The following is a 14,182-nucleotide window of genomic DNA, read 5'->3' on the forward strand; positions in this document are numbered from 1 at the left end:
GAAAATTTAATAAAATGTCAAATAATTTTCAGACATTTCCAAAAACTTACAGGTGTTTTCTGAAAATATACAAAATAAGTAGACAAGAGATTTTAGTTATGCTCTATTTAAAAAAGTGAGTTCATTATATTTGAATTTTTAAAATACAGATCAAGCATACGCTTTAAACTACCAACACGATTTCCTGAGCTTAGTTATCACATTGGGAAATAAATATATTCTAGATTATAGGGTAAAATTATCGAAGAGAAAGCAAAGATAAATTAGTCCACGTTAAGCAATTATTTTAAAAATTAGCATTTCTATTTTTTATTGGCAATTAATTATTCCTTCATTAATTTGCTAATGACTCTTCTGTAATTATTGAATTAACTCCATTTATTTGATCTGATGTTTTACTTAAGCTGTGGCTTCTTCCATAAGCAAAATATATCGCAATTCCAAGCAAGAACCAAAGACCCGCATAAATCTTTGCGTCTGTTTGCAAGCCCAAAAAGACAAAGAGACATCCCACAAAGCCAAGAACTGGTAAGACAGGATGAAAAGGCACTTTATAACTAGGTAAAGGTAAAGTCTTACCTTCACGTTTTCTCAAACTAAACATGGCTACAGAAACAAACATAAAGGCAATCAGGGTTCCAGCTGAGATAAGCTGAGAGAGAAATGTGAAAGGAAGGAAAGCACTAACTAAGGCTGTTATAACTGTCAAAAGAATAACGGCATTCGTTGGATGACCTTTTTTATTGAGTTTACCCAAAGAAGCAGGGAGCATCCCATCTCTACCAAAACTGTATAGTAAGCGTGAGCCAGCTAAAATCATACCAAGTAAGGCTATAAACATACCTGCATCAGCGACCAGAGAAACAATCAGAGAAATTCCCCCAAAGCCAACCTGAGTTAAGGCAAAGGACACTGGGGCAGCTTGATTCGCAAATTTAACATATGGCACCATTCCCACTAATACCATGGTTACCATTGAAAACAAAAAAACTCCAATAAGCAAAGAACCTAAAATTCCTCGCGGCATTGTCTTTTTTGGATTAATTGCCTCACCAGAGTTTGCCGCAATAGAATCAAAACCAATATAGGCTAGGAAGATAACAGAAACGCCTGACCAAATTCCAGAAAAACCACCAAAGCTAGTACCAACCTTGTGCTGAGGAATGAATGGTACATAGTTTGACCATGTTTTATGGCTGATAATAAAATAAGTACCAACACCTATAAAGACCAAAATAGCAATTACTTTTAAAACAACCAGAACTTGGCTGACTTTTCCTGCATCTGATGCACCTCTCCAAACTATCAAAGCTGCAATTACTACAATAACAAGAGCAATAACATCAACAAGACCGCCTCGCACCAAATTATTGGATGAATCATAGGCAACAAGTGGGATTCTTAAATTCCTCGGTAATAAAATATGCTGCTGTTGTAGGATAGCTTGGAACGTGGCTGAAAATCCTGCACCAACAAAAGCCACAGCTACAAAATATTCCGCCAAAAGCGCCCAACCAGCAATCCAACCCCAACCCTCTCCAAAGAGGACTGAAATCCATGAATATGCTGAGCCAGCAAAAGGCATGACCGTTGCCATCTCTGAGTAAGCAAAAGCCACCATTCCTGCTACAAAGGCTGCAATCAAATATGAAAAGATAATTGATGGACCTGCGTAGTTAGCTGCTACTGTTCCTGGCAAAGTGAATATTGATGTTGAAATAATGGTCCCAACCCCAAGAGCTAAAAAATCCTTCACTCCCAAGCTTTGCGTTAAATGTTTGTCTTTCGCAACATAAAAAGCTGGGTCTACTTTAGTAAAAAATTTCAAATTAATCCTCCTAAAAATAATACTTTTTAATTTTACAGAATAAAAATTAATTTATCAACAATTTTGTATACAATTCTAATAATTAAAATAAAAAATTGAAAATTTCTTACAGATAAATTAAAACAATTAGAGCTCATCCTTTAAATTTTCCAAGTTATCCTACATTGAGTTTCAATTCATTGCATTCGTCTTTGAAATAACCCACAAACTTCAATAATGTTACTTTAAAATAAAAAAAAAGAGCCATAGCTCCTTTTTTATTTGCATATTTCTAATAAATAGATGCTGCATCAATCTTAACACCAGGCCCCATTGTTGTTGTAACTGTGAGACTTGTGATGTAAGTACCTTTTGCTGCCGCTGGTTTAGCACCTTGGATTACTGAGTGGAGAGCTTTCAAGTTACCAACGAGTTTTTCTTCGTCAAACGAAACCTTGCCGATAGGAACAGCAACAATACCAGCCTTATCAGCACGGTAAGTTACTTTACCGCCCTTAGACTCTCGAACTGCTTTGGTCACGTCCATGGTAACTGTGCCAGTCTTTGGATTTGGCATCAAATTACGTGGGCCAAGCACACGTCCAAGACGTCCAACAACTGCCATCATATCCGGTGTTGCAATAACAACATCAAAGTCAAGCCAGCCACTGTTGATCTTTGCAACAAGATCTTCAGCACCAACAAAATCAGCACCTGCTGCTTTTGCTTCTTCTACCTTAGCGCCTTGGGCGAATACGAGTACACGAGAAACTTTACCAGTTCCGTTAGGCAATACCATTGCCCCACGGATTTGTTGATCTGATTGTTTAACATCAATGTTTAAATTATAAGCAACTTCTACAGTAGCATCAAACTTAACGAATGATACTTCTTTAGCAAGCTTTACAGCTTCTTCAATTGTGTAAAGTTTACTTGCATCGATTTTTTCAAGCGCAGCGCGCATGTTTTTAGATTTTTTAGCCATTTTTTTCTCCTTGTGGTAATAACGATGTGAGCAAACACATCTTCCATAATTAACATTTTACTAACAAGTGTTTAGTCGGTGACGACGATACCCATGCTTTTAGCAGTACCTTCAATAATTTTCACTGCAGCGTCAATTGAAGCTGCGTTCAGGTCAGGCATTTTCTTTTCTGCAACTTCTTGAACTTGAGCACGTGTAATTGTAGCAACCTTAGTTTTATTAGGTACGCCAGATCCTTTTTGTATCTTAGCAATTTGCTTCAATAATGCAGAAGCTGGTGGTTGCTTTGTGATAAATTGCCATGATTTGTCATCATAAACTGTAATAACGACAGGAATGATCATTCCGCCCATATCTGCTGTTTGAGCATTGAAGGCCTTTGTGAATTCCATGATGTTGATACCTGCTTGACCAAGTGCTGGTCCAACTGGTGGAGCTGGTGTTGCTTTACCTGCAGGAATCTGAAGTTTTATGAGTTTTTCAACTTGTTTAGCCACGATTGTGTCCTTTGATAGCTTTCACTATCCCTTTCTTTTGTTTTTGGAAATCTTGGCATGTACAAATGTAGATAGCTTTAATTTCACAAGTGTTCGTGATGTGGTCTTAACGGTCTTGTTCGTCCCGACTTTTCAGTCAGTCCATGGCCTGCCACGCTTTGTACGAAAATTTCGATAAATCAACATACATATTTATGTTACCAAAAAAGACCTCTAAAATCAAGCAAATAAAATTTTTGAAAAGCTTTTTGGTTTTTATTTATATCATCGTCATCAGAACTAATTAAAGAGTAACTAGATAAAGTATTACTTGCCTGTCCTTTTGACTGTCCCTTGTATTTCCTTGATTTTTAAGGAACTGTGATAATAACACTTCCAGAGTTTAAGTTTCCAACATAAATTCTGTTAGACTTATTCAAACCTTGACGAACTTCATCTATCAAATTAAACTCTCGTAACTCTCTTTGGTTTGAATAACTTTTCTCTCACCACAACCTAAAACATCTTCAAGTTCGTCATTAGTTACTATAACATAAATAAATCCATCCTTGTCAGCAAATTTATTACGGATTGACAATGAAACCTATTCTTGAGGTAGACATGTAGGATTTTAGATTCATTCCTCATTTCACAATATTTTGACATGAGTCTGACTGTGTCTCCTTTTTTATTTTTTTCACGATAAGGATGAAATATTTTGGGATACTGATAAAAGTTTTCACTTATTATTACTTGGTCTATAGAAATTTTGTTAATAAGCATACCATGTCTCCATTCAAATTATTCCGCCAAAAGCATTTGAATTTTTCTATTTGAATTTTATTTTAAGCAGCTAAAGGGAGTTGAACCCTTACTCTCCAATACAATGTATTTGAACACTTGCATATTTAATAAAGTCATAAAAATTTGGCGGAACCTTATTAAACAAAAGATGGAGACATCTTATGTTTGGTCAAAGGCAAATGTAAACCATATGAATTGAACCTACATATCTGATTGAACGGCCGTCTAATTAACAATCAGCTACTCTTCCATTTGAGCTAGGTCTACATAAACAAAAAAAGAATAGATTTTTCCTATTCTCTTTTTGTTTGTAATTTAATTTTAATGTCTAATTTGATTTAAATTGTTATTTCAAGAAATTCTTGACACTTGCTGCTCATTTCAAAAGATCATTTATTTGTTATTTACACAATTTTTTCAATTCCTTTCGAGATAGTCCTGCCAGATCTGATCAAAGATTGCCAAATTAAAATAGAAAGTGGCTGAAGTTTCTAAATAGCTGGAAACTTCATCATAATCTTGTGAATGCTTAGGAAAGACGCTATCCTGAAATACTAGATTCGCAAGACGCGTTTTATCATCAACCTCGTTTGGCGTTCGAAACTTCATTAAGTATTGATAAAATGTCAAACTTGTCCACCCCAGTGTTTCAAAATAAATTCACGCCTATCTGCAATTTCTTCAGCATAATCCTCTGGATGCTTTTTGTAAAAACCTTGATGGTAAGATTCTGCCGGCCAGAAAACCTTGGCAGCTTCAATTGAAGTTACAATTATTTCTTCACCAAAACGTCCTGAAGCTTGAAGGGCAGCTTTAGAGTTTTCCGCAATCTGGCGCTGAGTGTCGTCCGTATAAAAAATTATTGGTCGGTAATTATCTCCACGATCCGCAAACTGTCCAAAAGCATCTGTTGGATCCGTCGTTTGCCAATAGAGTTCAACGAGATCACTATAACTAATTTTTTCATTATCAAAGATAATTTCAACAGCTTCCGTGTGACCAGTAATATGTTGTTTTACTTGTTCATACGTGGGGCGTTCAAAGTCTCCACCCGTGTATCCTGATGTGACCGTCAAAATACCATTTTGTTCTTCAAAAGGCTCAACCATACACCAGAAACAACCACCAGCAAAAATTGCTTTCTCTGTAGACATAAAATTTTTCCTCCCGCTTTCTTATATCAATTCTCTATCTAATTTATAAAAAATAGATCTCCAAATTATAACAACTTTGAAGATCTTTTGAAAATATATGAACTTAAACTTTTAAATCATTTCAAATGCTGATTCTAAATCATCCAATAAATCTTTAACATCTTCAATACCTACAGAGACGCGAATCAAGCCATCTTTAATACCTGATGCCTCACGTTGTTCTTTTGGAATAGAAGCATGTGTCATTATTGCTGGAACCTCAATCAAAGATTCAACTCCACCAAGTGATTCAGCCAAAGTAAATATATTTAAACTTTCAACGAAGGTCTTTACTTTAGAATCATCTTTTAATTCAAAGGAAATCATGCCTCCAAAGCCTGACATTTGCTTCAAAGCAATTTCATGACCAGGATGTGATGCAAGACCTGGATAGTAAACTTTCTCCACCTTTTCATTTGATACGAGGAAATCTGCAATCTTCGCAGCATTGGCGGCATGCGCTTCCATACGTAGTGCCAAAGTCTTGATACCGCGCTGAACTAGCCAAGAATCATCTGGACCAAGTACCGCTCCAATTGAGTTTTGATTTAAATAAATGGCATCAGCCAATTCTTCTGAGTTGGTTGTTACAAGACCAGATACAACATCTGAGTGACCACCTAAGTATTTTGTAGCTGAATGCAAGACAATGTCAGCACCTAAAGTTAAAGGGTTTTGGAAATATGGGCTTGCAAAAGTGTTATCCGCAATGGTCAGAAGACCATGAGATTTTGCAATCTTAGAAACAGTTTCAATATCTACAATCTTAAGAAGCGGGTTTGAAGGGGTCTCTAAATAAATTGCTTTAGTATTTGGTCTAATTTTTGATTCAATTTGGTCTAATTGGGTCAAATCAATAAAATCATATTCCAAGCCAATCTTTGACATAACTTTGGTCACCAATCGGAAAGTTCCACCATACAAATCGTCCGTAAAAAGAATATGGTCATCTGCGTTAAAAATTGAAAGTACTGCGTGAATCCCAGCCATACCAGTCGCAAAAGCGAAACCGCGTATGCCACCTTCAAGTTCAGCAATCAACTTTTCAAGCGCCTCGCGAGTTGGATTACCAGAGCGGGCGTAATCATATAGGACTTGACCGCCAAGTGTCTTTTGCTTAAATGTTGACGCATGGAAAACTGGCACCGAAACTGCACCAGTCGTTGCATCCCCAGAAATGCCACCATGTATTACTTTTGTTTTAAGACTTGTCAAATTATCACCTTTAAAATCATTTTATTAATTTTGTTCCAATTTCATCTTGCTTTATCTTTCCTGCTTTCATCAACCCTCCAATGGCTTTTTTGAATGCGCTTTTTGAAATACCAAAAGTCGATTTAATGTCCTCAGGGTTTGATTTGTCATTATAGAACATATAACCACCAGCACCTTCAAGGTAAGCTAAAATCATCTGACCATCTGCATCCAACATTTCAAAAACGCGAGGCCTCATTGAGAGATTAAGAGACCTATTTCTAGAATTGAACCCAATCACTCGGGTTTCCATTTCTTGGCCAATACGAACTTGTCCTAAAGCTTCAGATGGATGAATAAATCCTAACATATTATTATCTGGTAAATAAACAAAGACTCCTGTCTCTTTGATTCGATAAACAATGGCGCGAAGCTTTTCATTTTGCATATTATCGTAAGCACGCTCCGCAATTTCGAAGAAATCTTCTGCCCAGGCCAAGTGTGCCCAGAGACGATCTTTATGGTCAATTGTCAGTTTCACATAAAGTTGATCATCCTTTTTTGGCCATTGAGCCTTATCTTGAGGCAGGTCATCGAGAGAAACTACAACGTCTTTATCTGGTAAACCGATGTTTAAAAAGGCCCCAAGATCACGGCGTACTTCAACTACTTTGGCCCAACCGTATTTTTCCTGAGTTGCTGTCAACTCAAGTGTTGTTATTCGCCAGCGGTCTTTCTTGTCTTGATAAGCAAAACCTTGAACGATATCACCGATAAAATGATGTCCTTCTGATTTCGCTAAAGCAAGAGTGATACCTTCAGCTTGGCAGAAGTAAAATTCCTCATTTGTATCAGCAATCAAGCCAGACACATATTTTGCAAGTAAATTTGTCATGAGCTGATTATACCAAAAATTACTTCTTAAGGCTAAACCACCCAATATTTGTAAACTCAATATCTTTGGACAATTTTAAGTCTGAAGAACCATCTCATAAAATATTCTTCATTTCTTTGTCTACTATTTCAAATAGATAAAGTGAAAGAAAACACCAAAAATTTTCTTATTCTTGATGTTAACAAATTTCGATATAGCTGAATTTAAATTACAGATATTCGCCTTTAGCCACAAAATAGGTTCCACGAATTATACCTCCAATTTTGCTTTTCATACTGGCGAATTTAAATCCATTCTCTGCAAAAATAATTGGTTCCTCCATACCTACTGAAAGTTTGAACCCGACGGCACGGCGCTTATTTTTTTCTAGATTATAAGATGCATTGGCATCCATGCCACTAGCAAAGATAACCCAAGCAAAATGCGCATTTCCATAATCTTTATAACCAAACTTCTTTGAATCAACAATATCTTTGACATCATATTCACCAACAAAAATTGGACGTTGATCATCAAAATTCAATCCCCGCTCTGCAAAAATACTTGACAACCATGGGTAGATGCCTGGTTTTTCATCTAAAGTATAAAGGGTCATTTCCTTATTAAAATGCTCATTCAAGTATTTGGCTTCGCTTGCCACAAGATTTGCGAGACTTTCACGTTGTGCATCATTAGCGAGCGAGAAATTTTCGATAACACCTGGAACATTCTTATAATCTACGACAAACATCTCTTTCTCCTTTCTTTCAAAAAACCTCACAAGATGTGAGGACTTTTATTTGGCAAACTTAAACAGTAAGAAGTTCTTTTTCTTTTTCTTTAGATATGCCTTCAAGCTCTTTAATTGCATCGTCCGTTATTTTTTGGATATCTTTTTCAAATGTTTTCAAATCATCTTCTGAAATTTCCGAATTCTTTTGGAGCTTTTTTGCACCGTCAATTGCATCACGGCGCGCGCTGCGAACTGATACTTTTGCTTCTTCGACAAACTTTCCCATTGACTTAACCAATTCTTTTCGGCGTTCTTCCGTCAGCATAGGTATAACAAGACGGATATTTTGTCCATCGTTGGCAGGTGTAATACCTAAATCAGATTCATTAAGTGCACGTTCAATATCCTTCAAAGAACCTTTATCAAATGGAGAAATGGCTAATACCCGTGCTTCAGGAATGGTAATTGAAGCAATTTGCTTTAAAGGAGTCGGTGCACCATAGTAGTCTACATATATGCGATCAAGTAGACTTGCATTTGCACGACCAGCGCGAATTTGGCCCAAATTACGTTGCAAGCTTGCCGCAGAACCTAACATTTTTTCTTTGGCACTTTCTAAAAGTTCTGTAGTTGTCATTTTATTTCCTTTATTTCTTGATATTATTTAACGTCAACTGTTGTACCGATATTCTCACCGAGTACTACACGTTTGATATTTCCCATTTCATTCATATTAAATACGACGAGCGGAATATTATTGTCCATTGACATGGTTGAAGCAGTAGTGTCCATGACATGTAAGCCTTTGGTGATCACTTCCATATGAGTCAAGTGCTCAAATTTTATGGCATCTGCGACCAGTTTTGGATCTGCGTTGTAGACACCATCTACTCCATTTTTGGCCATCAATATAACGTCAGCATTAATCTCAGCTGCACGAAGCGCAGAGGTCGTATCTGTTGAAAAATAGGGGGAACCTGTTCCACCAGCAAAAATTACCACACGGCCTTTTTCAAGGTGACGTTCTGCACGACGTCGAATATACGGTTCAGCAACTGCTGGCATTGAGATAGATGTCATTACGCGAGAATCAAGCCCAAGGCCCTCAAGAGCCGACTGAACGAACAGACCATTTTGAATAGTCGCAAGCATTCCCATGTAATCCGCTTGAGCACGTTCCATACCTGCTTTTTCACCAGTCACACCACGCCAAATATTTCCGCCACCACAGACAATAGCGATTTCGGCACCTAAATCATGAACTTCTTTGATTTCTTTTGCGACAGATTTGACGGTTTCAGGGTCAAAGCCAAAGCCTTTCTCTCCAGCTAAAGCTTCTCCTGAAAGTTTAAGTAAGATTCGTTTATATTTCAATTCTGACATGTAAACACCTTTTCAATTTTATTCATGTTATTTTAGCATATTTTCAGCATGAAAAAAAGGTTGAATTTTCAACCCTTCTCAAGTATCTGCTTAAACCACGCTTCACGGAAATTTTCAACATCACGTGCAATCATCAATTCTTCATTAGTTGGAATTACAAGAACCTTGACTTTTGAATCAGGTGTAGAAATAATTCCATTTGCTCCACGTACATTAAGTTCTGGCACAAGCTCCATACCAAACCATGAGAGACCTTTTATAATGTCCCGGCGGACATCTGTGTCATTTTCGCCAATACCTGCCGTAAACACCAATGCATCCGCACCATTTAAAATCCCAAAGTATTCTGCAATATATTTCTTCAATCGATTGACAAACATTTTGTAAGCCAAAATGGCCTTTTCATTTCCTTCGGATACTGCCACTTCAAGATCACGCATATCACTCGAGAGCTCTGAGACACCAAGAATACCTGATTCATTGTTAAGAATATCAATTAATTGTTGAGCATTCTCTAAGCTATCGTCCCGTTTAAGTAGATACGGTAAGATTGAGGCATCCATATCACCAGAGCGTGTGCCCATCATTACTCCAGCTAATGGCGTAAAGCCCATAGAGGTATCAACTGATTTTCCTTTTTCAATCGCTGTAACAGAGGCACCATTACCAATATGAGCCGTGATAAGATTTATTTCTTCTAAAGGTTTACCTAAAACTTTAGCTGCTTCAGCAGCAACATACTTATGTGAGGTTCCATGAGCACCATATTTTCTGACTTCAAAATCTTCATAGTAGCGGGTTGGAATTGGGTAACGAAACGCCTCTTCAGGCATTGTTGTATGAAAGGCAGTATCAAAAACAGCTACTGATAGAGCTTCTGGAAGCAAGCGTTGGAAAGCCTCTATTCCCAATATATTGGCTGGATTATGTAAAGGTGCTAGATAAGAAATTGACTTCAAATTCTTAAGATTTTCCTTTGTAAGCACTACAGATTCTTTAAAATATTCTCCACCAGCCACTACACGATGACCAATTCCAGTAATTTCACGAAAATCTTGAATTAGATGGAAGTGAATTAACTCATCCATCAAAAGAAGAACAGACTGGCGGTGGTCAATAATTTCTATTTCACGTTCATGTTTCTCACCTTCAAATGACACTAGTGATTTCGAACCTTCTAGACCAATACGCTCAAAAATTCCTTTTGCAAGCATTTTTTCCTCTGGCATTTCAAAAAGTTGCCACTTGAGCGAAGATGATCCAGCGTTGACTGAAAGTGTTTTAGACAATTGTATATTTCCTTTCAAAAAATGAGATAAGATACATAGTTTAAAGCATCACGAAAAATGTAAGCGTTCTAAATTAAATTTTAACACATTTACGTCAAAAATAAAAATCCCAGTTCTTGGGAGAACCTGAGATTCTAAAATTATTTACATAACTTATTTCAGACGCTCAACATCACGTGTGATCATTAATTCCTCATCAGTTGGAATGACAAAAATCTTCACACGAGAATCTGGTAATGAGATGTCACCTTCAGCTCCAAAGAAATTTTTAGAGGGATCAACTTTAATTCCCAACCAATCAAGTCCATCAAGTACAGATTCACGGAAAGGAACAGAATTTTCACCAACACCAGCTGTGAAGACTAGCGCATCAGCACCATTCATGATAGCTAAGTATTGACCGATATATTTCTTCACACGGTCAACGTACATATCAAAAGCAAGTTTCGCGTTAATGTCCGTATCTTTCGTATCAATAATATCACGCATGTCTGACGAAATGCCAGAAATGCCAAGAAGACCTGACTGTTTATTAAGCATATCGATCGCATCTTGAGCATCTTTTAATTCTGGATCACGATCGATGATAAACGGCAAAATAGATGGGTCTAATTCTCCTGAACGAGTACCCATCATGATACCACCAAGCGGTGTAAAACCCATTGAAGTGTCAACAGATTTTCCGCCTTCAACAGCTGTAATTGATCCTCCATTGCCAATGTGAGCAGTGATTATCTTTGTTTCTTCAATTGGCTTGCCAAGAAGTTTGGCAGCTTCACGAGAAACGAACATGTGTGAAGTACCATGCGCTCCATATTTACGAACTGCATAGTTTTCGTAATATTTATTTGGCATTGGGTAACGATAAGCTTTGGCTGGCATTGTCGAATGAAACGCTGTATCAAAAACTGCAACTGCAGTTGCAGTTGGTAGGACTTGTTCAAAAACACGCATTACGACTGCTTCTGCTGGGTTGTGAAGAGGAGCATAAGGTGAAAGTTTTTCAATCTTATCCAAAACTTTTGGAGTAACCAAAGTTGATTCTTTAAAATCCTCACCACCAGCCACGATACGGTGACCAATACCTGTAATATCAGAGATTTCTGATACGATATTTAAGCGTTTTAAGTCGCTAAGTAAAATATTAACAGCTTCTTTATGATCATGGATGTCTAAGACAATCCGATCTTTAATTTCACCGAAAGTTACTGTTGAGATAGAATCATTGAGCCCAATACGTTCGATTAGACCTTTCGCAATTACTTTTTCTTCGGGCATTTCATACATTTGCCATTTGAGTGAAGAGCTACCAGCATTGACTGCGAGTGTTTTAGTCATATTTCCGTCCTTTAATTAATATTCCCTTAATTCTAGCACTTTTCATTTTAAAAAGTAACTTCATAAAAACAAGCTGAAAAAAAAGCCTGGTGGCTCTCTTTTCTAATTGACTATTATTGTACACTCTCTGTTAGTTGAGAAAGTAGCTCCTCAAAAGCATATTCATACTTTTGAATATCACCTGCCCCCATGAAGACAAAAACTGCCTTTTCATGGTCAAGCAATGGTGAAACATCATTTTCGGGGATCACAGTGGCTGGCTGGATGATTTTGGCAGCCAAATCACGAACATTTATATCATGATGGTCGACTTCACGAGCCGAACCATATATTTCAGCCAAATAGACTGTGTCAGCATGGTTAAGAACTTCCGCAAAGTCATCGAGATAAGCAATAGTACGTGAGAAGGTGTGCGGTTGGAAAACTGCTACAATTTCACGATCTGGATATTTTTGACGAGCTGCATCAAGCGTAGCTTCAATTTCGGTTGGATGATGGGCAAAATCGTCAATAACTACTGTCTCACCAATAATTTTTTCAGAAAAACGACGTTTAACTCCTTTGAAAGTAGCCAAATACTCTGCCGATTTCACCATATCCTCTTGTAATTGATGAAGTACAGCAACTACAGCCAAAGCATTGGCAATATTATGTTTGCCATAAGCAGGAACATGAAACTCTCCCAACTTCTCGTCATGAAAATAAGCAGTAAAATCAGAACCTGTTGTCGTACGAACGATGTCACGTGCTTGATAATCATCATTAGATTCAAGACCATAGTAGAAAACTGGGGTCTTAGTATCCAATTTACGAAGGTACTTATCTTCCCCATAGGCAAATACCGCATTCTTAACTTGATTTGCATAATCATTAAAAGCAGAGAACACGTCATCAATATCATGGAAGTAATCTGGATGATCAAAATCTACATTTGTGATAATACTGTACTCAGGATGATAAGGTTTGAAATGACGCTCGTATTCATCTGATTCAAAAACAAAATATTTGGCATTTTTATGACCCTGACCTGTACCATCACCAATCAAAAATGACGTATCTTCTAAATTTGACAGAATATGACTAAGCATACCTGTCGTTGAAGTCTTCCCATGAGCGCCAGCGACACCAATTGAAGTAAAACGCGTCATAAACTCGCCAAGAAATTCATGGTAGCGTTTATAAGGGAAATTATTATTAACCTCAAAAGCAACTTCCACATTGTTATCAGGACGGAAAGCATTTCCAACAATTAGTTCAAATTCAGGTTTAATATTCTTCACATCAAATGGAAGAATTGGTACACCAGATTTTTCAAGCCCACGTTGAGTAAAATAATATTTTGGTTGATCTGAGCCTTGAACAGTTTCGCCCATTTGATGCAATAAAAGAGCCAGTGCGGACATACCGGCTCCCTTGATTCCTGTGAAATGATAAGTTTTTGACATTTTTCCTTTAATAATCTCCGATTAAGGTGCTTTTTTATTGAATTCCACGATCAAACAAACTCTCACGTTTACGTTTAAAGTAATCAGTCGATTCTCTTGAGAACAAATCCCCTTGTACCAATTCATCTGGTTGAACAGGTTCATCAAAAGAAACTTTGTTCGAGCTTGTTATAACGCTATTCAATTGTTTACGTCTTTGATACTCTGTCAGTCGTTCTTCATTAATTCTTGGTTTCTCTTCAATCTTTGAATGCAAAGTTGGACGTACACGATCAGTTGGATAAACGTAGCCCTTAGGACGACGTGGCTGAACAGCTGCACGCTTTGCTCTTTCTTTTGATTCCTCAATCGCAGTCCGACGGTGGCTTCGCTCAAAGGTATTAACCTCTTCTGGCTTAGATCCTAGCGGCCGTTTAACTGAATTATAAGTTGTACGCTGACCTTGTGGCAATTTAGACGGCGTAGATGTAAGATCAACTGGTCCAAAATTGCGTGTTAAAGACTCTTCATCGCTAATGCTAGGAGAGTGTGTAAAGATTTGACGATTATTCATCAAAACTCTATTGTCCGGAGAAAAAATACGATCATCCGGATAAAGTGGAAAGTTGATTGGCATATCTATCCCTCTAAAGCTGCAATTTATAGGTATTCTTTTAAATTC

At 37.3% G+C, this 14,182-nt stretch carries 15 protein-coding genes and 1 tRNA gene; all 16 read right to left on the reverse strand.

Translation table 11 applies throughout. The annotated features are described in order from the left end of the window. Positions 1-334 precede the first annotated feature (334 nt). The gene (locus HNQ37_RS00595; protein ID WP_183538260.1) at positions 335-1,828 is read right to left on the reverse strand and encodes an APC family permease; all 1,494 of its coding nucleotides are present in this window, start codon (positions 1,826-1,828) and stop codon (positions 335-337) included. A gap of 271 nt (positions 1,829-2,099) precedes the next feature. After that, the gene (rplA, locus tag HNQ37_RS00600) at positions 2,100-2,792 is read right to left on the reverse strand and encodes a 50S ribosomal protein L1 (protein ID WP_183538262.1); all 693 of its coding nucleotides are present in this window, start codon (positions 2,790-2,792) and stop codon (positions 2,100-2,102) included. Between the two features lie 71 nt (positions 2,793-2,863). Then, positions 2,864-3,289 carry a 50S ribosomal protein L11 gene (gene rplK, locus HNQ37_RS00605; protein WP_183538264.1) on the reverse strand — a complete coding sequence of 142 codons (426 nt, stop codon included), beginning with the start codon at positions 3,287-3,289 and terminating at the stop codon, positions 2,864-2,866. A gap of 439 nt (positions 3,290-3,728) precedes the next feature. Then, a complete protein-coding gene (locus tag HNQ37_RS00610) occupies positions 3,729-3,866 on the reverse strand; it encodes a replication initiator protein A (RefSeq protein ID WP_183538266.1) in 138 nt (45 codons plus the stop codon). 386 nt (positions 3,867-4,252) lie between these two features. Next, positions 4,253-4,339: transfer RNA gene (locus HNQ37_RS00615), tRNA-OTHER, on the reverse strand. Between the two features lie 150 nt (positions 4,340-4,489). Continuing rightward, a complete protein-coding gene (locus HNQ37_RS00620; RefSeq protein ID WP_183538268.1) occupies positions 4,490-4,702 on the reverse strand; it encodes a YozE family protein in 213 nt (70 codons plus the stop codon). Beyond that, a complete protein-coding gene (gene msrA / locus HNQ37_RS00625; protein ID WP_183538270.1) occupies positions 4,699-5,226 on the reverse strand; it encodes a peptide-methionine (S)-S-oxide reductase MsrA in 528 nt (175 codons plus the stop codon). The genes HNQ37_RS00620 and msrA overlap by 4 nt, the downstream gene beginning before the upstream one ends. A 111-nt stretch (positions 5,227-5,337) precedes the next feature. Continuing rightward, positions 5,338-6,480 carry a cystathionine gamma-synthase gene (locus HNQ37_RS00630; RefSeq protein ID WP_183538272.1) on the reverse strand — a complete coding sequence of 381 codons (1,143 nt, stop codon included), beginning with the start codon at positions 6,478-6,480 and terminating at the stop codon, positions 5,338-5,340. Between the two features lie 16 nt (positions 6,481-6,496). Beyond that, positions 6,497-7,354 (reverse strand): CvfB family protein, encoded by an 858-nt coding sequence (locus HNQ37_RS00635; protein ID WP_183538274.1) that lies wholly within the window; start codon positions 7,352-7,354, stop codon positions 6,497-6,499. A gap of 208 nt (positions 7,355-7,562) precedes the next feature. Beyond that, positions 7,563-8,084, reverse strand: coding sequence for a hypothetical protein (locus HNQ37_RS00640; RefSeq protein WP_183538277.1), 522 nt, complete (start codon positions 8,082-8,084; stop codon positions 7,563-7,565). 58 nt (positions 8,085-8,142) lie between these two features. Beyond that, entirely contained in the window at positions 8,143-8,703 is a 561-nt protein-coding gene (frr, locus tag HNQ37_RS00645; protein WP_183538279.1) for a ribosome recycling factor, read from the reverse strand. A 23-nt stretch (positions 8,704-8,726) separates the two neighbouring features. Continuing rightward, positions 8,727-9,449, reverse strand: coding sequence for a UMP kinase (gene pyrH / locus HNQ37_RS00650; protein WP_183538281.1), 723 nt, complete (start codon positions 9,447-9,449; stop codon positions 8,727-8,729). Between the two features lie 68 nt (positions 9,450-9,517). After that, positions 9,518-10,738, reverse strand: a complete 1,221-nt coding sequence (locus HNQ37_RS00655) for an acetate kinase (RefSeq protein WP_183538284.1) — start codon at positions 10,736-10,738, stop codon at positions 9,518-9,520. A gap of 153 nt (positions 10,739-10,891) precedes the next feature. Beyond that, the gene (locus HNQ37_RS00660; protein ID WP_183538286.1) at positions 10,892-12,076 is read right to left on the reverse strand and encodes an acetate kinase; all 1,185 of its coding nucleotides are present in this window, start codon (positions 12,074-12,076) and stop codon (positions 10,892-10,894) included. A gap of 113 nt (positions 12,077-12,189) precedes the next feature. Next, on the reverse strand, positions 12,190-13,521 hold the full coding sequence (murC, locus tag HNQ37_RS00665; protein ID WP_183538289.1) for a UDP-N-acetylmuramate--L-alanine ligase: 1,332 nt from the start codon (positions 13,519-13,521) through the stop codon (positions 12,190-12,192). Positions 13,522-13,555: 34 nt separating this feature from the next. After that, on the reverse strand, positions 13,556-14,137 hold the full coding sequence (locus HNQ37_RS00670) for a hypothetical protein (RefSeq protein ID WP_183538291.1): 582 nt from the start codon (positions 14,135-14,137) through the stop codon (positions 13,556-13,558). Between the last annotated feature and the right edge of the window lie 45 nt (positions 14,138-14,182).

Origin of the sequence: Lactovum miscens (assembly GCF_014202895.1) — a bacterium.
In the GTDB taxonomy this organism is placed as follows: domain Bacteria; phylum Bacillota; class Bacilli; order Lactobacillales; family Streptococcaceae; genus Lactovum; species Lactovum miscens.

Coding starts and splice junctions, on each gene's coding strand:
- rplA (WP_183538262.1), bottom strand. CDS start 2,792: ATGGCTAAAAAATCTAAAAACATGCGCGCTGCGCTTGAAAAAATCGAT.
- msrA (WP_183538270.1), bottom strand. CDS start 5,226: ATGTCTACAGAGAAAGCAATTTTTGCTGGTGGTTGTTTCTGGTGTATG.
- HNQ37_RS00635 (WP_183538274.1), bottom strand. CDS start 7,354: ATGACAAATTTACTTGCAAAATATGTGTCTGGCTTGATTGCTGATACA.
- HNQ37_RS00640 (WP_183538277.1), bottom strand. CDS start 8,084: ATGTTTGTCGTAGATTATAAGAATGTTCCAGGTGTTATCGAAAATTTC.
- frr (WP_183538279.1), bottom strand. CDS start 8,703: ATGACAACTACAGAACTTTTAGAAAGTGCCAAAGAAAAAATGTTAGGT.
- pyrH (WP_183538281.1), bottom strand. CDS start 9,449: ATGTCAGAATTGAAATATAAACGAATCTTACTTAAACTTTCAGGAGAA.
- HNQ37_RS00660 (WP_183538286.1), bottom strand. CDS start 12,076: ATGACTAAAACACTCGCAGTCAATGCTGGTAGCTCTTCACTCAAATGG.
- murC (WP_183538289.1), bottom strand. CDS start 13,521: ATGTCAAAAACTTATCATTTCACAGGAATCAAGGGAGCCGGTATGTCC.
- HNQ37_RS00670 (WP_183538291.1), bottom strand. CDS start 14,137: ATGCCAATCAACTTTCCACTTTATCCGGATGATCGTATTTTTTCTCCG.